The organism is Arenimonas sp. (assembly GCF_047602345.1).
Taxonomy (GTDB): domain Bacteria; phylum Pseudomonadota; class Gammaproteobacteria; order Xanthomonadales; family Xanthomonadaceae; genus Arenimonas.
The window spans coordinates 69,141-90,778 of sequence record NZ_JASGHN010000010.1 but is presented as its reverse complement, the minus strand read 5'-3'; the positions used below and the strand labels follow the sequence as shown (position 1 = coordinate 90,778).

The 21,638-nt window shown below is 66.7% G+C and carries 12 protein-coding genes and 1 riboswitch; of the genes, 7 read left to right on the top strand and 5 right to left on the bottom strand.

Annotated elements, in window-relative coordinates; genetic code table 11:
- Positions 1 to 34: 34 nt before the first annotated feature.
- On the top strand, positions 35 to 2,107 hold the full coding sequence (locus QM707_RS13225; protein WP_415002345.1) for an NAD(P)-binding protein: 2,073 nt from the start codon (positions 35 to 37) through the stop codon (positions 2,105 to 2,107).
- On the opposite strand, the gene recD is transcribed toward QM707_RS13225, so the two are convergent.
- The 4 genes from recD to QM707_RS13205 are packed head-to-tail and all read right to left on the bottom strand — an operon-like array spanning position 2,104 to position 12,351.
- Entirely contained in the window at positions 2,104 to 3,744 is a 1,641-nt protein-coding gene (gene recD / locus QM707_RS13220) for an exodeoxyribonuclease V subunit alpha (RefSeq protein ID WP_415002344.1), read from the bottom strand. The genes QM707_RS13225 and recD overlap by 4 nt on opposite strands.
- Positions 3,741 to 7,436: an exodeoxyribonuclease V subunit beta gene (gene recB / locus QM707_RS13215; protein ID WP_415002343.1), complete on the bottom strand. Its 3,696-nt coding sequence runs from the start codon at positions 7,434 to 7,436 to the stop codon at positions 3,741 to 3,743. The genes recD and recB overlap by 4 nt, the downstream gene beginning before the upstream one ends.
- Positions 7,429 to 10,701 (bottom strand): exodeoxyribonuclease V subunit gamma, encoded by a 3,273-nt coding sequence (gene recC, locus QM707_RS13210; RefSeq protein WP_415002342.1) that lies wholly within the window; start codon positions 10,699 to 10,701, stop codon positions 7,429 to 7,431. The genes recB and recC overlap by 8 nt, the downstream gene beginning before the upstream one ends.
- A 51-nt stretch (positions 10,702 to 10,752) precedes the next feature.
- Positions 10,753 to 12,351: an MASE1 domain-containing protein gene (locus tag QM707_RS13205; protein ID WP_415002341.1), complete on the bottom strand. Its 1,599-nt coding sequence runs from the start codon at positions 12,349 to 12,351 to the stop codon at positions 10,753 to 10,755.
- A gap of 181 nt (positions 12,352 to 12,532) precedes the next feature.
- On the opposite strand from QM707_RS13205, the gene QM707_RS13200 reads away from it, so the two are divergent.
- The 6 genes from QM707_RS13200 to QM707_RS13175 all read left to right on the top strand — a co-directional run bounded on the left by QM707_RS13200 (position 12,533) and on the right by QM707_RS13175 (position 21,106).
- On the top strand, positions 12,533 to 13,051 hold the full coding sequence (locus tag QM707_RS13200; protein ID WP_415002340.1) for a c-type cytochrome: 519 nt from the start codon (positions 12,533 to 12,535) through the stop codon (positions 13,049 to 13,051).
- Between the two features lie 71 nt (positions 13,052 to 13,122).
- Positions 13,123 to 14,976, top strand: coding sequence for an ExeM/NucH family extracellular endonuclease (locus tag QM707_RS13195; RefSeq protein ID WP_415002339.1), 1,854 nt, complete (start codon positions 13,123 to 13,125; stop codon positions 14,974 to 14,976).
- 15 nt (positions 14,977 to 14,991) lie between these two features.
- A complete protein-coding gene (locus tag QM707_RS13190; protein ID WP_415002338.1) occupies positions 14,992 to 15,678 on the top strand; it encodes an alpha/beta hydrolase in 687 nt (228 codons plus the stop codon).
- Positions 15,679 to 15,684: 6 nt separating this feature from the next.
- Positions 15,685 to 16,782: a cell division protein ZapE gene (gene zapE, locus QM707_RS13185; RefSeq protein ID WP_415002337.1), complete on the top strand. Its 1,098-nt coding sequence runs from the start codon at positions 15,685 to 15,687 to the stop codon at positions 16,780 to 16,782.
- Positions 16,783 to 16,836: 54 nt separating this feature from the next.
- A complete protein-coding gene (locus QM707_RS13180; RefSeq protein ID WP_415002336.1) occupies positions 16,837 to 18,141 on the top strand; it encodes an amidohydrolase in 1,305 nt (434 codons plus the stop codon).
- Between the two features lie 36 nt (positions 18,142 to 18,177).
- Positions 18,178 to 18,457: riboswitch (cobalamin riboswitch) on the top strand.
- 339 nt (positions 18,458 to 18,796) lie between these two features.
- Positions 18,797 to 21,106: a ribonucleoside-diphosphate reductase subunit alpha gene (locus QM707_RS13175; protein ID WP_415002807.1), complete on the top strand. Its 2,310-nt coding sequence runs from the start codon at positions 18,797 to 18,799 to the stop codon at positions 21,104 to 21,106.
- A gap of 43 nt (positions 21,107 to 21,149) precedes the next feature.
- On the opposite strand, the gene QM707_RS13170 is transcribed toward QM707_RS13175, so the two are convergent.
- Positions 21,150 to 21,518 (bottom strand): four helix bundle protein, encoded by a 369-nt coding sequence (locus tag QM707_RS13170; RefSeq protein ID WP_415002806.1) that lies wholly within the window; start codon positions 21,516 to 21,518, stop codon positions 21,150 to 21,152.
- Between the last annotated feature and the right edge of the window lie 120 nt (positions 21,519 to 21,638).

Sequence of the window (21,638 nt, the reverse complement as noted above, 5' to 3'; positions counted from 1 at the left end):
CTGGGTCACAATCGGGCGATCGGCCGGAGCCCGCATGTCCCGAGACCCTCGCTACGACATCCTGTTCGAACCGGTCCGCATCGGACCGGTGACGGCGAAGAACCGCTTCTTCCAGGTGCCGCATTGCAACGGCATGGGCCATGCGATGCCCGAAGCGCATGCGGCCATGCGCGAAATGAAAGCCGAGGGCGGTTGGGCGGTGGTGTCCACCGAAGAATGCGAGATCCATCCCAGCGGCGACGTTTCGCCTTACGTCGAAGCGCGGCTTTGGGACGACCACGACATCCCGGCGCTGGCGCTGATGTGCGAGAAGGTGCATGCGCACGGCGCCCTGGCCGCGGTGGAGCTGACGCATAACGGACCGACCGCGTCCAACCTCTATTCGCGCGAGGTATTGCTGGCGCCGTCGCACCAGCCCAGCAAGTACGGTTATCCGCATCAGGCGCGGGCGATGGACAAGCGCGATATCGCCGAATACCGACGCTGGCACCGCGACGCGTCGCTGCGCGCCAAGCGGGCCGGCTTCGACATCGTCTACATCTACGCCGCGCACGACTTGAGCCTGGCGATGCACTTCCTGCAGAAGCGCCGCAACCACCGTAGCGACGAATACGGCGGTTCGCTCGAGAACCGCATGCGTCTGCTGCGCGAGGTGATCGAGGATACGAAGGACGCTGTCGGGGATACCTGCGCGGTCGCCGTACGCTTCGCCGTCGACGAACTGCTGGGCGAGGGCGGCATCACCCTGCCCGAAGCCAAAGACGTCATGCATGCCTTGGGCGAGTTGCCCGACCTGTGGGACGTGAATATCGCCGCCTGGTACAACGATTCGATCCCGTCGCGTTTCGCGGGCGAAGGCGCGCAGGAGCCCTTCATCCACTGGGTCAAGCAGACAACGAGCAAACCCGTCGTCGGCGTCGGACGCTTCACTTCGCCCGACAGCATGGTCTCGCAGATCCGTCGCGGCGTGCTGGACATGATCGGCGCGGCGCGACCGTCCATTGCCGATCCTTTCCTGCCGCGCAAGATCGAGCAGGGGCGTGGCGACGATATCCGCGAGTGCATCGGCTGCAACATTTGCGTGACCGGCGACATGACGATCACGCCGATCCGCTGCACGCAGAACCCGACGATGGGCGAGGAATGGCGCAAGGGCTGGCATCCGGAGCGCATCGCGCCGAAAGCCGCCGAGCAGCGCGTCCTGGTGGTCGGCGCCGGCCCGGCCGGACTGGAAGCCGCGCGTGCCCTGGGTCAGCGCGGATACGAAGTGCACTTGTCGGAAGCCACTCGCGAACTGGGTGGCCGCGTCACGCGCGAATCGCGCTTGCCCGGGCTGGCCGAATGGGCGCGCGTGCGCGATTGGCGCATCGGCCAGTTGCAGCAGATGAATCATGTGCAGATCTATCGCGAAAGCCCGCTGGCGGCCGACGACGTGCTGGCGTTCGGCGCCGAGCACGTGGTGATCGCGACCGGCTGCCATTGGCGGCGCGACGGCATCGGCCGCAGCCATGGATCAGCCATACACGGATTCGACGGAAACGGCATCTTCACGCCGGACGATGTGATGTCGGGTGCCTTCGACGAGCGCGCGTCGCCCGGCCCGGTGCTGGTCTACGACGACGACGGCTTCTACCTCGGCAGCGTCATCGCCGAGAAGTTGCGGGCGGAAGGCCGCGAGGTCATCCATGTCACGCCGGACGATACGATCGCCAGCTGGTCGGTCAATACGCTCGACTATCGCTACATCCAGAGACGCATGCACGCGCTGGGCATCGTGCCGATCGCGGCCCATTCGATCGAGTCCTTCGGCGAAGGCCGGGCCGTGCTGCGCCATGCCTGGTCGGACCAGGAGCGCCGTGTCGATTGCGCCGCCATCGTGGCGATCACCTCGCGGCTGCCAGAAGATGGCTTGCTGCAGGCATTGCGTGCGCGCGAAAACGAATGGGCCGATGCCGGCGTGTTGTCGGTGCGCGCGATCGGCGATGCCGAGGCACCCGGCCTGATCGCGCATGCGGTGTATTCGGGGCATCGCTACGCGCGCGAGCTGCATGCGCCGCCGGCCGGCGACGTGCCCTTCCGCCGGCATCTGCACCGCATCACGACCTAGGTGCGGTCGGACAGCCGTTTCGCCAGGCCGCTCCAGCGTTGTGCGCGGCGCTCGATAGCCGCGCGCAGTACCGGTTCGCTCGCCCACAACACGATCTCGCGCCGGCAGCGCGTCAGGCCGGTGTAGAGCAGTTCACGCGACAACACGCGTGCGCCGTGCTCCGGCAAGGCGAGCAATACACGATCGAACTCCGAGCCCTGCGCCTTGTGCACCGTCAAGGCGAAGGCGTCTTCATGCCCGGGCAGCATGGACGGGCGCCAGGCGCGCAATCCGCCACCGGAATCGAACCAGACGCGCGTGTCGCCGGTTTCGTCGGTCCAGGCGATGCCGACATCGCCGTTGTACAGGCCATGCCGGTAGCTGTTCTGCGTGATCAGCAGCAAGCGGCCGTGGAACAAGGCATCGCCGCGCCTGCCCGGATCGAGCGCCTGCGCCAGCCGCGCATTCAATGCGATGCTGCCGGCGGCGCCGTCGCGCACGGCGGTGAGCACGCGGAAGGCGTTCGCCTTCGCCAGCGCCTCGGCGGGATCCGAAGCCTGCTGCAGTGCGCGATAGGCCGGCACCGCTTCGGCAAGCAGGTGGTCGGCCAGGTCGCGGTCCGAGCCGGGGCGCCAAATCACGCCGCGAAAGGCCTGTGCCTGCAATCCGTCCAGCCCTTCGTCGATGCGGCCGTCGCGCACCAAGGTCGCAAACGCGTGGATATCCGTATCGTCGGCCTGACGATGGACGCGGGTCAGATGCAGGCGAGGCGTCGTCGCATCGTCTTGCGTTGTCGCGATCGGAAAGGCATCGCACATCGCGGCCAGTACGTCGCCGGCCTGCACGGAAGGCAGCTGATCGCGATCGCCGATCAGCACGAGACTGGCATCGACCGGCGTCGCTTCGAAGAGCCGCAGCATCATCGGCAGATCGACCATGGAGGCTTCGTCCACGACGATCAGATCGAAGGGCAGCGGATCGTCCGCGTTGCGCGCCCAAGTGCCGTCGCTGCGCCAGCCGAGCAGGCGATGCAGCGTCGCGGATTCGATCGGCAGGGTTCGCGCGAACGCCGCGCCGGCCACGCCGGCGTCCGCCAGCTCGGCCAAACGCTGCTGCACGACTTCATTGAGGCGGCTTGCGGCCTTGCCCGTCGGCGCCGCCAGGGCGATGCGCGGCGGATGCACGCGATGGGCGACGCGTTCGGCCAAGGCGCGCGCGGCCTGCGTGGTCTTGCCCGTGCCTGGCCCGCCGGTGATCAGCAGCAAGCGATCCGCCGGCGATTCGCCGCGCACGCGCGCGTGCACGGCGGCGGCGAGCAAGGTCTCGTAGTTCCAGTAACGCCGCAGGAACAGGTTCGTGCCTTCCAAGGTGGCTATCCGCCCCGTCGCGATCCAGTGCGATGCCTGCAGCACGGGTATCCAGTCCATCAGTGCGGGCAGGGTGGGCGCATCGCGTTCGACCACGAGCTCGGCCAGCCAGGCCTGCGCCTGCGCGAGCGGAAGACAGCTATGCCCTTCGCCGCTGGCGCGACTGGCGAGGGCCAGGGCCGCCAGGACATCGTCGGGTGTTTCGGGGTCGAGACGACGAAGACTCTCGGCCAGCGCATGGTCGATCGTGCGCAGGCACGCGCTGCGATAGAGCGCCGTCAGCAGGCTCATCCGGCGCGCTCCGCCAACAGGCCGGGCGCCGGCGCGAACAGGGCATCGAGTTCCTCGATCAGTTCCCGCGGCAGGACCAATGCGTGGATGCCGTGATCGGGCGCTGCCCGGTCGAGGCCACGGCAGTAGAGATAGCGCACGCCGCCCATGTGGCGATCGTAGTCGTAAGCGACGCCGAGACGGAACCGCAGCCAACGATGCAAGGCCAGCGTGTAGATCGTGTACTGCAGGTCGTACTCGTTGTCGCGCACCGACTGCCGCAGCGCGATCGGCGCATAGTCCGGCAACTGGTTCGACTTGTAATCGAGCACGTAGAAGCGCCCTTCGTGTTCGTAGACCAGGTCGATGAAGCCGGTCATCAGTCCTTCGATGCGCTGGCGCAAGCCGAACGCCTGGCGATCGGCGACGACGCCATGGCGATGCAGCATCGCCAGCAGCGCCGGCATCGCGACGGCGGCGAAAGCGAGATGGAACTCGAGCTCGCTGCGTCGCTGCGAGGCCGGTACTTCGCAGAGGCGAACGCCTTCCGGCAGGCGCGCATTCAACGTGGAACCGACCAGATGCGTCAACAAGGGCAGGCCTTCGCGGTGGTTGGCTTCGCCGGCGAAACCCTGTTCGTCCATTGCGACAACGAGTTTGTCGAACTCTCCGGGCGGCGGCAGCTCGCCGCTCCATTCGCGCCAAGCGGCGAAGTCGACGGTCTCCAGCGCCGCATGCAGGGTATTGCCGAATCGCGAGCCGACGAAGCGCGATGGCGACAAAGGCAGCGGCAAGGGCATCTCGTCGCGCGCGCCGCCCATCTCGTCGTGCGCAGCGCCGTCGTCTTCGCGACTGAGCTGGGAGAAGCTGTAGACCCACCAGTCGCGGCTGAATCGCCGTCGCCCGATCGCCGCATCGGGCGTAACTGCGGGCGCATCGAAGCGCAGGCGTTGCGATGGCAAGGCATCCGCGGCGGGCAGGATGCGTATCGCCAGCGGCCTGCCCTCATCGGCGACCCACTGCTGCCAACGAAGGAGGCCGGCTTCGATCTGCTCGGGCGTCAGGGCATCGGGTCTGTGCGCGGACTCGCCGCGATGCAGCAGCCAGGCCAGCGGCGTGCGCTCGACATCTTTCACCGCACCCCAGGCCAGCCAGGTCGCCAGCCTTGCGCGCGTCAGCCCGACGTAGATCAGCCGGATCTTTTCGGCGAACTGCTCGCGGTCCTCCTTGTCCGCCGCGACCGACGCCTTGTCGACGAAAAGCTCGGCGACGCTGCGGTTGCCGTCGTGGTAACGCGCCAGTTTCAGGCTGCCTTGTTTCTGGCTTCCGGCGCGGATACCGGCGTAGGGCAGGAAGACGAGGTCGAACTCGAGCCCCTTGCTCTTGTGCAAGGTCAGGATCTTGACACGGGCGGCGTCGGATTCGAGCCGCAACAGCTCGGCATCGTTCTGCGCATCGGCTTCGGCCATGCGCCGCTCGAGTTCGTCCAGGAGGGCGCGCAGGCCGAGGCGCGCGCCACTGCCGGCCTGCAATTCCTCGCCGAGCTGCAGGTAGTTCGTCAGGCGACGCTCGCCATCCAGCAGCGCGAGCAATCGCGACGCGTTCTCGGCGCAGGCCGCATCGATGGCGGCGAGCGGTCCGTGGCGCTCGATGCGCGCTCGCCAGGATTGCAGGCGATCGTTCCAGAGGCGTCGCTCGACTTCGTCTTCGCCGAAACGGCGGATCGCCGACGCATCCAGCCCGAGCAGGGGCGTCGCCAGCGCCGCGCGCAGGCGAGCTTCGTCGGCCGGCGCCAGCAGTGCGTGCAGCAGGCAGCGCAGGTCGGCGGCTTCGTCGGTTTCGTACAGGCTGCGGCGACCGGCGGCGACGCAGGGAATGCCGGCCAGAGCGAGCGCATCGCGGATGCGTTCCGCTTCGTCGTTGCGTTCCACCAGAACGGCGATATCGCCAGGCCCGAGCTTGCGCCAGCCGCCGTCCGCACGACGTCGCAGGACACGGCCGGCGATCATCTCTTCGAGCAGCGCGTGCATGCGCGCGACGCAGGCGATGGTGGCGGCCTCGCGTGCCTCGTCGATGCCCGTTCCTTGCAGCCCGACCAGCTGCGCCACTTCGAGCGCGGCCGGCACGGTGTCGGCGATGCGATAGTCCTCGTCGGCCATGCGACCGCCGGGAAGGACGCGAAGATAGTCGATGCCGTCCTCGGCGAAAGCCCGTGGACCGCTGCGTCCGAACAGGGCCGAGACGACGGCCACGGCCGAAGGCCGCGAGCGATGGTTGTACGACAGCGCATGCCAGGCGTCGGCGTCGCCGCGCGCTTCCAGGTAGGCGTGCACGTCGCCACCGCGAAAGCGGTAGATGGCCTGTTTCGGATCGCCGATCAGGAACAGCGCACGTTGGCGAAGTCTGCCTGCATCCGCCGCCTCCAACACAGGCGCATCGTCGCCGAACAGATCCGGCGCCTCGCTGGCGCGATCGTCGGCCTGGGCGAACAACCGGCGGAAAATACGCCATTGCCTCGGGTCGGTGTCCTGGAATTCGTCCACCAGGGCCACGCCGTACTGCTGGCGCAAACGTCGGGCGAATAGCGCCGCTTGCGGACCCTCCAGCGCGGCGGCGACGCCGTGCACCATGTCGTCGTAACCGATCAGGCCGCGTTCGCGTTTGATGGCATCGAGTCGATCGCGGGCGTAGTCGCGTGCCTCGTGCACGAGGGCGATGCGTGCGCGCTGTCGCGCCTCGCGGCTGCGCAGCGCAGCGACCAGCCAGCGATCGATGGCGTCGAACAGGGGCGAGGCGGGAGCGGTGCCCTTCTTGATCTTCTCCTTCAGGGACGAAGCCGCGAAGTACGCGACATCCTCGGGAACCTCATCGCGGCCTTGGCCTTCCAGCCAAGCCTTGAGCGCGGCCCACTTCTTTTCCGCCGTATTCGTGCGGAACTTGTTGCCGTGCATCGTTCCATCGGCGATCGCTGTGGCGATGGCCTGCCAGGCGTCGTCGATGTGCGTGAGAGCCGCATGCAGCAGCTCCGACACCGCCTGCGCCTCGGCATTCCCTGCGGCGGCGTCCTCCGTTGACGGCACGGCAAGCGGCATCAGTGCATCGATCGCCAGCAACTCGCGCAGTTCCTTGGCCAGTGCCTGCGGCGACTTCCACAAGCTGCGAAGACCTGCGGTTTTCGCGGCGTCGGCGTTGCAACGGCGCCAGAAGTCGGTGGCGATCTCTTCGTGCAGGGCGGTTTCGTTCTCGACGATCTCGCGCTGGACCATCGACTGGCCGGCTTCCAGCGCGTGATCGGCCAGGGCACGGCGGCAGAAGCCATGGATCGTGAAAATCGGCGCGACATCCATCGCTTCGACCGCGAGCCGCAGCCGGCGCAACAGGAATGCCCGGCCTTCGCGCTCGATCGCGTTCGCGACCAGCATCGACGTCAGCCGTTGCGCGTCGTCGCCGGCGGCCGCCACCGCATCGCCGGCCGCCAGGTCGCGCGCCAGCACCAGACGCTCGCGCAGCCGTTCGCGCAACTCCTGCGTCGCCGCTTCCGTGAAGGTGACCGCGAGCAACCGGTCGACAGTCCAACCCGCTTCCACGACGAGGCGCGAGTACAACGTCGCCAGCAGGAAGGTCTTGCCGGTACCGGCGCTGGCCTCGATCCATTGCACGCCGCGCAAGGGCAAGGACAGGCCGAGATCGTCGGTGCGCGGCGTTTCAGTCACGGGCGAAGATCCCGTCGCTGGCGAAAAGGCGAGAAGCGAGCGTGCGGAACAATCGGGCGTCGTCGCCGTCGGCGTCGTCGAAAGGGTCGCGAGCGCGCAGGGCCAGCCTGACGTCGGCGCGTTCGCCTTCGCCGCGGCCGTCGCGCGTTCGCCATTGCTCCAACGCCTTGCTCCAGGCCGAGGCCTCGTGTTCCGGCGTGCGCAGTCCGTCGGCATAAGCCGACGCCGTCTTCGGCATGAATGGCAGGGCTTCGGCGATCGCACGCCGATACAGAAGCAGCAGTTCCCCGAGTCGCGTCATAGCCGTGCCCGCCGGCAAGGGCGCCAGGGTATCGATGGTCGTGTCGTCGCCGACGAACAGGCGACGCACGGGTCGGGTTTCGCCGAGGGCCGACCAGACCAGCCAGTCGATGTCCAGCGGCAAGCGGTTGCGTCCGTGCGCGCGGCCGGCGCTGAACTGCAACAGGCCGCCGGCATGCACCGGCGCCAATCTTCCGCTGAGCGAGCTGCCATGCAACGCGATCTCGAACACGCGCGATTGCGCATCGCCTTGCGACCATTCGCGCCATTGCCGCGCGGCCGGGCGCAATCGTGCGATCTGCTCGGCGACCTGGGCGAGGCCGACGGCGCCGGGAGCGATGCGCGCTTCGCGCAGCAATCGTCTGCGCAGGCTCTCGGCTTCGATATCGGGTTGAGAAACCAGGGCAGCGAACACCTGCGACCGCAAGGCCTGCCGCTGCAGTCCATCGGCTTCGTCGAATGGCTCGCTATCGGGCAGGCGATCCTCGTCGCGCGGCAGGCGCAGGTCGAGCCCTTGCTGCAGGAAGGTCCGCGGCGGATTCACCAGTCCGCGCTGCAGTTGCTCGAGCGTGACGCGGGAGGGCAGGGGAGCAAGACCGGTCGCGTCGGTCGAGAAGCGCGGCAAGCGCACGCGATCTTCGCTGCCCCCGGCGGCTGCGCGCCACTGCGCCTGGAAGCTGCGGCGCCGCGCGTCGCTGCGGCCGAAGGCCTCCGGCGAGAAGGGTTGCAGGGGGTGTTGCATGATCAATCCAGGCGCGGCCTCGCCTTCGTTGCGCAGATAGCGATTCGCCAGCTCCACCAGTTCCGCCACCACGACCGAAGGCGGGCGCGATTCGTCGCTGCGCGCATCGCGACCGATGAAGCTCAGATAGAAACAATCGCTGGCAGCGGCGAAGAGCTGAATGAAAAGCAAGCGATCGTCCTCGCGCAACGATCGATCGCCCGGCAGGCGATGTCGTGTGCCGAGCTGCGCCGCCAGGCGGTTCAGTCCGCCGGCCGGGTCGCGGCGCGGGAACTCGCCATCGTTCATGCCGAGCAGGCAGATCGCCTTGTACGGGATCAATCGCATCGGCACCATGCGCGCGAAGGTGATGCCGCCGGTGAGCAGGGGCTGGCGCGTATCGCCGTCGGCCAGAGCTTGCTGGAACCAGGCGCGCACGATCTCGATCGGCAGCCGATGGTCGATGTCGGCGGCCTTGATCTGCGCGGCGAGATGCTTGATCTGCTGGCGCAGGCCATCGAGCGTGCGCCGATCCTCATCTGCGGGAGGTTGCGCCGCGAACAGTTCGTCGAGCAGCAACGACAGTTGCTCCGGCCATTGCGGCGCTTCCAGGCGACGCGCCAGTCGCGTATGCCAGCGCGCCAGCGCACGCAGGCCGGTCAGCAACGCGTCCAGCGCGGGAAGGACATCGCCTTCCGGAGGCGGCAACGCGGCCACGCCATGGATCTCGGCAGTCTCGCCGCTGGCGTGCCCGAGCAGCAGGCGATCGATGGCGAATGCCCAGGTATAGGCGTTGTCGGCCGGCGCACCGAACCGCGTGCGGTGTTCCGCATTCAGGCCCCAGCGAACGCCGGCTTCCTGCAGCCAGGGGCGCAGGCGATCGAGGCTGGCGTCGTCGAGGCCGAAGCGCTGCGCGATCGCCGGCACGGCCAGCCATTCGAGCACTTCATTGACCGAAAAACGCGCGTCGGGCAGGGCCAGCAGGCGGAGGAAGGCTTCGGCCAGCGGCTGCCTCGTCGCGCTGCCGTCGGCAAGCGAGTAAGGAATGATTTCGCCGTCGCCGAATACCGCGCGCACGTAGGGCGCGTACTCCTGCAGATCGGGCGTCAACACGGCGATGTCGCGCGCCTCGATGTGCGGATGCGTCTCGAGCAGATCGCGCAGGCGATCGTGCAACACCTGCACTTCGCGCAATCGCGTGTGACAGGCGTGCACCTGCAGGCTGCGATCGTCCGGATCGAAGGGGACACGCCCGGTTTCGGTCGCCGGCGGCGGCTTGCGCGCGAGCAGGTCTCGCTGCAGCCGGTGCAGCAGGCCTCGGCGCTGGGCCGGATCGGGCGGCACGTACAGCGCCTGCTCGAACGAGGGGCGTACGGCCTCGTCGCCGAACAGCAGTCGGAGGAAATCGCGCCCTGCCGCACCGTTCGCCGCCAGCAGCGGATTCTCTTCTTCGCCGACGAAACCCTCCGGGTCGGCGAGCAGGCGTTCGCGCACGGTCTGCAGATCGCCCCACCAGGTTTCGGCCGGCGACAGGAAATAGAAATGCAAGGGGCCGCGCTGTGCCGCGCTGGCGATCACGCGCAGTACGTCGGGCGACACGTTCTGGCAGGCGAAAGCGAACAAGCGCGCCGGCATTCCGGCCGGCACCTCGTCGCTCTCGCCATGGAAACGCGCGAGATAGGCCTGCAGGCGTGCCGCACGATGGCGCAGGCCCTGCGTCGCGCGCCGCCACAGCTCGGCCTGCCAATCGTGCCGGTCTTCGCCGCGGTCCCAGCGCAGCAGCCAGTCGCGACGCCAGGCCTGGTATTTCTCGAACGCTGCGGCCAGGTCGCCGGCCAGGGCCCAGGCCGCGAGTGCGCGATCGCCCTGGCCGAGCACGGCCCGCAGTGGCGCGAAAACCGGCTCCAGCATCATCGTTTCGTCGACCAACAGCGGCCACAGCCGCCAACGCAGTACGGCGGCATCGCCGACATCGTTGCCATGGGTCCTGGCGTCCCGGGTATTCGCGGCCAGCGTTTCGGCGACGAATTCGCCCGGCGTCAGGAAGCGCAAGTTGGCGGCGATGCCGTGCGCTTCGGCCAGGGTCTTCTGCAGCCAGCGCCGCATCGCCGGCTGCGGAATCAGGATCGTATCGCCGTCGAGCAGGCTGGCCTGCGGCGCCGGCTTCGCCAGTTCGGCCGCCAGCAAGGCCGCGAGCAGCTCGAGGTCGTTGCCGTGATGGAGACGGAAGTCGGCGGGTGGCATCGGCGCATGATGCCGCAGCCGACTCTCTCGCGGCGAGATCGCCGGCCGGGATTACCAGCGGTCGGGAACGGCCTGCTCGAAACTGATCCGGTGGCGGATGCCCGGCGCCAGCGATTCGGTGACGTAGACGCCATCCAGCGCGAGCACGCGATCCGAGATCACCGGCAGCGGATGCGGTTCGACCGGCATTTCCAGGAAGGGCGTGGCGAGGATGTCGATCTGCAATTCGACCAGCACGCGTTGCGCGGTGCCCGGTTGCACGCTCAGCTTGAGCCGCACTTCGCGGGCGGATTCGAGATGGGTGGCTTCGGCGATCGCCGCCTGGCAGATGCGGTAGGCCGCGGTCTGCGCGTCGTCGCCGAGCAGTTCGATGTTGCCGTAGAAACTGGCTTCGAAGGCGATGCCGGCGTCCTCCAGCGCGTCGCGCAGCGGGCCGGCGCCGATGGCTTCGCGCAGGCCGTGCGTATCGAGCATCTGCGGACGCAGGCGACGCAGGACCAGGCGCAGGCTTTCCTGCATTTCGCGCACTTGCTCGCGCATCGATTCGAGCAGGCGCAAGGTCTGTTCGTCGCGGACATCGCGGAAGGCCAGGCTCACATGCGTGCCGAGCGCATGGATGGCCTGGCCGAGTTCGTAGTCCAGTTCGCCCGCGAGTTCGCGCTGGCCCTGTTCCTGCAAGCGCACCAGGCGCTGGCTGACGTTGCGCAATTCTTCCGCTGTGCGCGTCAGGTGCTGGTTGAGCTGGCCGAGTTCGCGATGGCGCTGGTGCAGGTCGGCGTGGCTACGGCGCAGTTCGCTCACCGCCGTGCCGAGGATCAGTCCGCCGACGCCGATCACCGCCAGCATCAGTTGCAGCAGGATCACCGCGATCGGCATCGGCGCTTCCTGCGCCAGGGCCTCGACCACCATGCCGGTCAGCGCCACCGACAGTGCCGCGCCCTCCCAGCCGTGACGGAAACCGGAGTAGAAGATCGGCGCGAAGGCGAGCAGCAGCAGGTAAGGCGACAGGTCGGTGCGGTGGTACAGCACGATCAGCAACGCGAGCGAGAAGATCAGTTGCAGGATAAGGTCGCGCCACAAGGACCAGTTCAGGCGCTGGCGCCAGTCGCGTTGCCAGAACAGCACCATGATCGGCGCCACGACGAGATGGCCGATGAAATCGCCGTACATGAAGGCGAACGTGCCGGCCCAGCTGCTCTGCGGCACGCCATCGGCCGGCTGGAAGAAGGACAACATCGGCGAAACGACCGTCGCGCTCAGCATGCCGGTGCCGAGCAGCATGAACATCCTGCGCGGACTGTCGATGCGCGTGTCGGTATCGCCCCCGCGCACGATCGACATGACCGCGATATAGGTCAGCATCGGCATCAGGTTCATGCCGACGAAGCCGAGGCTGAAGATCGGCTCCTGACGGCTGATCGCCAGCGCCGTCGCGCCGGTCCATTCGCCCAGCACCAGCCAGGGCCAGTAACGCGCCGGGGCCAGCCAAAGGAATCCCAGGCGCAGGCCGGCGGGCAGGAACCACAGGGAATGCGACAGGGGCAGCAGCAACTGCCAGCCGAGGCCATAGCACAGGCCCGCCAATGCCAGTCGCCAGACCGGCGTGCGGCCCGATCGGTAGCTCGCGATCGCGGCGGGAGCGGAACTCATCGGCGGCTGCTATCCCCGGGCAGGCCTGCTGGCAGGATAACAAGCCTGCCCGGGCAGGGGATGGGCCGTTGGTACGATCACGGCCGAATGCCGCAAGACCCGAGGGCCGGCTTTCACCCCCTCGGGCCGGCCGATATAATCGCCGTCTTAGCCACCGGGCCTCAGCCCTGCCGGGACGACAGTGCGCAACTACGACCTCGTATTCCTCAAGCATTTCTCCCAGGTGATCGCCGTGCTGGTGGGCATCACAATCGGCCTGATCCTGCTGGGCCACTACATCAACGGCCTGAAACCGGCGGAAGTGAACCCGGCGGCCGAAGCCGCGACCCAGGCGCGCATCCAGCCGATCGGTGCGGTCTATGCCGGCAAGACCGGTGCCGCCGCCCAAGCCGCTGCGGCGGCCGCGGCCGCGGAAGCCGCCAAGGGCCAGGTCGCTTACGGCGGCACGACGGACGGTTCGGTCATCTACGGCAACCTCTGCACCGGCTGCCACACCTCCGGTGCCGGCAATGCGCCCAAGCTCGAGAAGGCGGCGTGGGCCGCGCGCATCGGCCAGGGCGTCGAGACCCTTCACAAGCATGCGATCGAGGGTTACACCGGTCCCGACGGCGGCGTGATGCCGGCCCGCGGCGGCAATCCCTCCCTCACCGACGAGCAGGTCATCGCCACCGTCGACTGGATGCTCGGCCAGTTGAAGTAAGTCTGTAAGCTGCGAGTCCCGCTCGCGCCGAAACGCCGCCTCCGGGCGGCGTTGTCGTTTCCGGAGTCCAAATGAAACCGATCCTGCCTGCTGTTTTCGTCGTATCGCTCATCGTCGCCGGTTGTGCGATGTCGACGCCTTCGCGTCCTGCGCAGGAAGGCGCCGCGAAGATCGTGCCGATCGGCGCGGTGCAGGGCAGCGGGCCGCAAAGCCCGATGGTTGGGCAACGGGTGACGGTGGAAGGCGTGGTCGTCGGCAATTTCGCGCGCGGCCTGGGCGGATTCTTCGTGCAGGATATCGACGGCGATGGCGATGACGCGACATCGGATGGGATCTTCGTCGCGCTGGCCGAAAACACACCCGCACCGGCGACTTCGAGTCGCGTGCGCGTCTCCGGCATCGCGACCGAAGCGGGCACAGGTCGGGACACGATGACGACATTGACCGAGCCGGTCATCGAACTTCTCGAGCCTTCCGTGCGTTTCCAGTCCCGCAAGCTGACCGGGCCGCCGGCGCAGCGTTCCGAGTGGGAGCGTTACGAGGGCATGTCCTTCGTCGTCGATGCGCCGCTGACGATTACGGGCAACGAAGGACTCCAACGTTTCGGTGAGATCGCCGCGCGCTTCGGTGGGCGTGGATTCCAGCCGACTGAGATTGCGCGTGGCGCCGAGGCGATAAGGAAAGTTCGCGACGACAATGCGCGGCGCGCGCTGATCCTCGACGATGGACGCACGAGCGAGAATCCAAAGGGTCTATGGTTCTTGCCGGAAGGCTCCGGTGAGACGAATCCCCTTCGCGTGGGCGCGACCATTCAGGGCATTCAGGGTGTGGTCGAGCAGCGCCGCGGCCAGTATCGCTTGCAATTGACCGAGAAGCTGAAGAGCGTCTCCCTCGTCGAACGCCCGCCCGCCCCCGACGTCGCCGGCGATCTGCGCATCGCCAGCCTCAATGTGCTGAACCTGTTCAACGGCGACGGCAAGGGCGGCGGCTTCCCGACCGAACGCGGCGCGGAATCGTTCAAGCAATACCAGTTGCAGCAGGCCAAGCTCGTCGCCTCGGTGCAGGCGTTGAAACCCGACATCGCCGCGCTGATGGAAATCGAGAACGACGGTTATGGCCCCGAGTCCGCGATCGCGCAGTTCGTCGATGTATTGAATGCCGTCGGTCCGATCCGCGACTACCGCTTCGTCGATGCCGGCAAAGGCCCGGGCGTGAATCCGATTCGCGTCGCAATGATTTACCGCGCTTCGCGTGCGACACCGCAGGGCAAACCCGCCGTACTCGAAGGCGGTCCATTCGCCGAGCGCTCGCGCGTGCCGTTGGCGCAGGCGTTCCGCGCCGGCAAGGGTCCGGCTTTCGTCGTCGTCGCGAATCATTTCAAATCGAAAGGCTGCGGTCGCGACGCCGAGGCCGCGACCGGCCTCGATGCCGACCAGAAGGACGAACAGAGTTGCTGGAATGCGCTGCGCGTCGAATCGGCAAAGCAGCTGATGGCCTGGCTGAAGACCGATCCCACGAAAAGCAAGACCGATCTGCAGGTGCTCGTCGGCGACTTCAATGCCTATGCGATGGAAGACCCGATTCGCGCCTTCGTCGACGCCGGCTGGCAGGATGCGCTGCAGCTCGCGCGCGAGGAGGCGAAGAGCAAAGCGGCGGCGCGTATCGCGGCCAGCCCGAATGCGCATCTGATCGAAGTCGACTTCAAGGACGAGCCGCTCTACTCCTTCGTCTTCAACGGCCTGTCCGGTCGCCTGGACCATGCATTGGCGAGCCCGGCCATGGCCAAACGCCTGCGTGGCGGCGCCGAATGGCATAACAATGCCGACGAATCGGAGCGCTTCGACTACCAGCACCAGGGCGACGCGAGTCCGTACCGTGCGTCCGATCACGATCCCTTGCTGCTCGGCTTCGATCTGCGCCGTTGAGGCTATGATCTGTCCATGAGCCAGATCCTCGCGCCCGCTACGCCGTTTCCCGAAACCTCCGAGACCGTGCTGATCGCCGGCCCGGCGGGTGCGTTGGAAGTCGCGGTCGATCATCCGGAGGCGCACGAGGCCAGGCACGGTCTTGCGATCATTTGCCATCCGAATCCGCCCGACGGCGGCACGATGACGAACAAGGTCGTCACGATGACGTCGCGCGCCTTGACCGAATCGGGCCTGATCGCCGTGCGTTTCAACTTCCGCGGCGTCGGTCGTTCCGAAGGCGCGTTCGACAACGGCCGTGGCGAAGTGCTGGACCTGATGGCAGTGGCGAACTGGGCCCGACAGGCGCGTCCGGACGATGCCTTCTGGCTTGCAGGATTTTCGTTCGGATCGTGGGTCGCCTTGTTGGGGGCGCGGCAATTGCCGGTGCAGCAGGTGATCTCGATCGCACCGCCGGTCGGCCTGCGTGATTTTTCCGGCGTCCTGCCGCCGCCGTGCCCGTGGTTGATCGTGCAGGGCGAGAAGGACGAGATCGTCGACGCCGAAGGCGTCTTCGCCTGGGCGCAGAAGCAGGAACCGGCGCCGACCGTCGTGCGCATGCCCGAGACCGGGCATTTTTTCCATCGCCGCCTGCTCGACCTGCGCGGCGCGATCAAGAACGGCGTGCGCAAGAACCTGCCGCCGCCGCGCGCCGTCAGCTAGGCCGCCATGATTTCGGACGCGCGCACGCCGTCGCAGCTGTACGCCGACGGCGTCGCCGCCGGGCGCTGGCATTCCGATCCGGCCCAGACCGAGGCGCTGGCAGAACTCGATCGCATCCAGCGCGAACTGATCGAAGCCGCACCGTCCTCGGCCTGGGAAAAGCTCACCGCGCGTTTTCGCGAGGCCGAAGCGGTGCGCGGCCTCTATCTGTGGGGAGGCGTGGGTCGCGGCAAGACCTTCCTGACCGACCTGCTGTTCGACAGCGTGCCGGTGCCGAAACGGCGCTGGCATTTCCATCGTTTCATGGGCGAAGTACATGCGCGCCTGCGCTCACTGCCCGATACCGCGGACACATTGTCGGTGGTCGCGAAGGAGCTTGCGGCCGACATGCGCCTGCTGTTGCTGGACGAATTCTTCGTCGGCGACATCGGCGATGCGATGATCCTCGGCCGTCTGCTCGATCAATTGATCGGACGCGGCGTCACGCTCGTCACGACCTCGAACATCCCGCCATCCGAGCTGTATCGCGACGGCCTGCAGCGCGCCAGTTTCCTGCCGGCGATCGCGCTACTGGAAAGCCACTGCACCGTGCTGAAGCTCGAAAGCGCGCAGGACTACCGGCTCCGCCAACTACGCCAGGCCAGTACCTATCACGCACCCCTGGGCGAAGCGAGCGAGGCGGCGCTGGCGACCCAGTTCGATCTCCTGGCCGGCCACGCGGCGCGGCAAGCGGGGCCGTTGCGCGTCCACGACCGCGATATCCCGGTGAAAGCGATGACCGATGGCCTGGTCTGGTTCGAGTTCTCGGCGCTTTGCGAAGGTCCGCGTTCGGCCGCCGACTACATCGAGGTCGCGCGCGATTTCCACACCGTCTTCGTTTCCAACGTGCCGCGTTTCGACGCGCGCAACGAGGATCCGGCGCGCCGTTTCGTGCATTTCATCGACGAGATCTACGACCGCCATGTCAACCTGCTGCTGTCGGCGGCCGCCGATCCGCTCTCGCTGTACCAGGGCGATCGCCTCGAACGCGAGTTCGAGCGCACCAGTTCACGCCTGATCGAGATGCAGAGCGCGGAGTATCTCGCGCTCGAACATCGGCCCTGAGGGGCCGAACGGCACGCGGCGTGTAATATCGCTACATCCCATTGGATCGACGTCATGCGCCCCTTGATCGCCTGTTGCCTGTTGCTGGTTTCGTCCGCCGCCGCCGCGGGCGACGATCATGTCGCCGCCCTGACCGCCACCGTGCAGGACAAGGTGCTTGCCTGGCGCCGTGACCTGCACCAGAACCCCGAGCTCGGCAATCGCGAGTTCCGCACGGCGAAGCTCGTCGCCGCGCATCTGCGCGCGCTCGGGCTGGAGGTGAAGACCGGCATTGCGCATACCGGCGTCGTCGGCATCCTGAAGGGCGGCAAGCCCGGCCCGCGGATCGCGCTGCGTGCTGACATGGATGCGCTGCCGGTGACCGAACAGACCGGATTGCCCTTCGCGTCGAAAGTCACGACGAACTACAACGGCGAAACCGTCGGCGTCATGCACGCCTGTGGACACGATGCGCACACCGCCATCCTGATGGGCGTCGCGCAAGCGCTGGCTTCGATGCGCGCCGATCTTCCGGGCGAGGTGATGTTCATCTTCCAGCCGGCCGAAGAAGGCGCGCCGGCCGGCGAAACCGGCGGCGCCGCGCAGATGCTGGCCGAAGGCCTGTTCAACGACTTCAAGCCGGAAGCGGTATTCGGCCTGCACATGGACTCGGCTTCGCATGCCGGCGATGTCGGTACGCGCGCCGGCCCGATGATGGCGGCCGCTGATACCTTTCGCATCGTCGTCAAAGGCAAGCAGGCGCACGGCGGAAGACCGTGGCAGGGCGTGGATCCGATCGTCGCCGCGGCCGCCATCGTCACGAATGCGCAGAGCATCGTCAGCCGACGCCTGAACATCACCCTGCAACCGGCGGTGCTGAGTTTCGGCATCATCAAGGGCGGCAATCGCGAGAACATCGTGCCCGAACAAGTGGAGCTGGTCGGCACGATCCGCAGCTACGATGCCGCCATGCGCCAGCAGTTGTTCGACGAATTGCGCCGCGTCGCCGAGAACACCGCGGCCGCGTATGGTGCCAGCGTCGACGCGCAGATTCCTAGCGCCGAGGGCTACCCGATCCTGGTCAACGATCCGGCCCTCGTCGAACGGGTGAACGCCAGCCTCGCGCGCGCCGCCGGGGCGGAGCATGTGAAGACCGCGCTGCTGCAGACGGCGTCCGAGGATTTTTCCGAGTACGCGCGCCGCGTGCCCAGCGTCTTCCTGCGCCTGGGCGCGATCGCGCCGAATGTGGACTTGGCGACGGCGCCGCCGAATCATTCGCCGCGCTTCGTCATCGACGAAGCCTCCCTGCCTGTCGGCGTTCGCGCCTTGCTGCAGATCAGTCTCGACTATCTCGGTGCCGATCAGACCGTCAAGCCCTGAGACACATCATCTTGTGTTGACCTGCGGCCGGCATCCCGATAACTTGTGTCCGTCGGTCCCGGCCTCACGGTCGGGTTAATAGGGAAGCCGGTGCGATTCCGGCGCTGCCCCGCAGCGGTATGTGGAAACGACCGCCGTCAATGCACTGGATGCCCTGCATCTGGGAAGCGACGGCCAGTAGGAGAAGCAGGAACGAGTTGAGAGTGCAGAAAACGAGTAAGAGCCATGGCGCTTCCACTCGTTTCTCGTTCCTCGCCACTCGTTCCTAGCTTCACGTCCATAAGCCCGAAGACCTGCCGACAGCCGCGCCTTGCACGCCGCGCGGTACCGGCCCAGGAATCTCCGGGGGGAGATCGCCGGTGTCGTCGCCGCGCGAATCCGCGTGGAGTCGCCACCCTGTTTCCTCCCTGATTCCACCGCCCGCGGGGGCGAGGTCGCACTGACGGTTCATCGCCGGTGCGTTCGTTCCCGTGTCCACGCCTTCGAGGGAAAGGCGCGGCCCGTGCTAACACGCACCGGAGCGACCATGAACCACAGCGCCACCCAGGATGCAGGCTTCGCCGCGTCCACCGAATCCAACCCTTCCCCTGAAACGAGCGGCAATCAAAACGCCACCCGCGAGTTCCGGCTGACGCCGCCGCACCACGCGGCCGCGATGGCTGTGACCAAACGCAACGGCCGGCGCGAGCCCGTGGACCTGAACAAGATCGTGCGCGCAGTGATGCGCTGCGCCGAAGGACTGCATGCCGTGGATCCGATGCGCGTCGCGACGCGCACGATTTCCGGCCTGTACGACGGCGCGACGACGCGCGAACTCGACGAGCTGTCCATCCGCACCGCCGCGCTGTTGACGGCGGAGGAACCCGAGTACGGCCGCCTCGGTGCGCGCCTGCTCGCCGGTTTCATCGAAAAGGAAGTGACGGGGCAGGAGATCCATGCCTTTTCGCAATCGATCGCGCGCGGACACGAGATCGGCCTGATCAATGCGCGTCTGCTGGCCTTCGTGCAGGCGAATGCGCGCAAGCTCAACGATTCGATCGAACAGGATTTCGACAAGCGCTTCGACTATTTCGGCCTGCGCACGCTGTACGATCGTTACCTGCTGCGCCATCCGCAGGCGCGCACCGTGATCGAAACACCGCAGCAATTCTTCCTGCGCATCGCCTGCGCCCTGAGCGAAGACGTGGCCGATGCGCTCGCGTTGTATCGCCGCATGGCTAGCCTCGACTACCTGCCGAGTTCGCCGACATTGTTCAACGCCGGCACGACGCACGAACAGCTGTCGAGCTGCTTCCTGCTCGACTCGCCCGACGACTCGCTCGAATCGATCTACGCGCGCTATGGCGATGTGGCGATGCTGTCGAAATTCTCCGGCGGCATCGGCCTGTCGTACTCGCGCATTCGGTCGCGCGGGTCCTTGATCCGTTCGACCAACGGGTTGTCGAACGGCATCGTGCCCTGGCTGAAGACGCTGGATGCATCGGTCGCTGCGGTGAACCAGGGCGGCAAGCGCAAGGGAGCGGCGTGCGTCTATCTCGAAGCCTGGCATGCCGACGTCGAGGAATTCCTCGAGCTGCGCGACAACACCGGCGACGAAGCGCGCCGCACGCACAACCTCAATCTCGCCAACTGGGTGCCGGACCTCTTCATGCGTCGCGTCGAAACCGACCAGCCGTGGTCTCTGTTCGATCCGAAGGATGTGCCGCAACTGGTCGACTTGTGGGGCGAGGAGTTCGAGCAGGCCTACCAGGCGGCGGAAACCGCCGGTCTCGCGCGCAAGGCGATCAAGGCGCGCGATCTGTACGCGAAGATGATGCGCACCCTGGCGCAGACCGGTAACGGCTGGATGACCTTCAAGGACAGCTGCAATCGCGCCAGCAATCAGACCGCGCGCGCCGGCAATGTCATTCATCTGTCGAACCTGTGCACCGAAATACTCGAAGTCACGACCTACGACGAAACCGCCGTCTGCAATCTCGGCTCGATCAATCTTGGCCAGCATCTGGACGAGGACGGCGTCTTCGATTTCGACAAGCTCGCCGAAACGGTGCGCCTGGCGGTGCGCCAGCTCGATCGCGTGATCGACCTGAACTTCTACCCGATCGGCTCGGCGCGGCGCGGGAACCTGCGTTGGCGTCCGGTCGGTTTGGGCGTGATGGGCCTGCAGGACGTGTTCTTCCGCCAGCGCCTGGCTTTCGACAGCGACGCGGCGCGTGCCTTGTCTGCCCGCATCGCCGAAGAGATCTATTTCCATGCCCTGAGCACGTCGACCGAGCTGGCGTTGGAGCGTGGCGCGCACCCTGCCTTTGCCGAAACGCGCGCGGCCGCCGGCGACCTGCAGTTCGACGCCTGGAACGTCGTGCCGTCGGATGAGGCGCGCTGGAATGCATTGCGCGAGCGCATTCGCGAACAGGGCCTGCGCAACTCGTTGCTGATCGCCATCGCTCCGACGGCGACGATCGCCTCGATCGCTGGTTGCTACGAATGCGTCGAGCCGCAGGTCTCGAACCTGTTCAAGCGCGAGACGCTGTCCGGCGATTTCCTGCAGGTCAATCGCTATCTGGTCGAAGAGCTGAAGCAGCTTGGTCTGTGGACGCCGGAGCTGCGCGACCGGATCAAGATGGCCGAAGGCTCCGTGCAGGGCATCGCCGAGATTCCCGAAGCCCTACGCCTGGCCTATCGCACCGTCTGGGAACTGCCGATGCGCTCGCTGATCGACATGGCGGCCGACCGTGGTGCCTTCATCGACCAGTCGGCTTCACTGAACCTGTTCATGGAGAACCCGAACATCGGCGCCATGAGTTCGATGTACATGTATGCGTGGAAGAAAGGCATCAAGACCACGTACTACCTGCGCTCGCGGCCGGCCACGCGCATCGCCAAGACCACGGTGAGCGGCGAACAGGCCAGCGCGGCGGTGATGTGCTCGTTGGAGAATCCTGAATCTTGCGAAGCGTGTCAGTGAGGTTGATGGTGCGTGGTCGGTGGTTGATGGTGGGGCGGGGGAGTCATCGGCGAGGTGTGGTCGATCGGCGCCAACGCTGCTTCAGCACAGTCAACATGCGACTTACTTGTTCCGTGAGGTTCAGAAGGTCGTCGATCTCAGCGCCAGGCGCCCATCCAAGCCGCTGGCAAAGCATCAGTTGGGTTTGCAACTCCGCTAGCGAGCCGTGGGCAATGGCGAAGAACTGTAGCTTCTCCTTGGCCGACTCACGCCGCCATCCTTCTACGATATTGCTTGGTACAGATATGGACGCACGCGTTACTTGGCTTCTCATGCCAAACCGTTCCTCGCGCGGAAGACGGCTCGCGATCCGACAGGTTTCAGCCGCGACCACCATCGCCACCTCCCAAACTTCCGCCCTTCTGAAGTCCATGGATGCGCCCCGGGTGTCTCGGGCCAGATTGCGGCGCAGGCTCACTGCGAGGCCATAAGGAATATCCCTATGAACACGTCCGCCGATAGCTCACCACCGACCACCAACCACCAACTATCA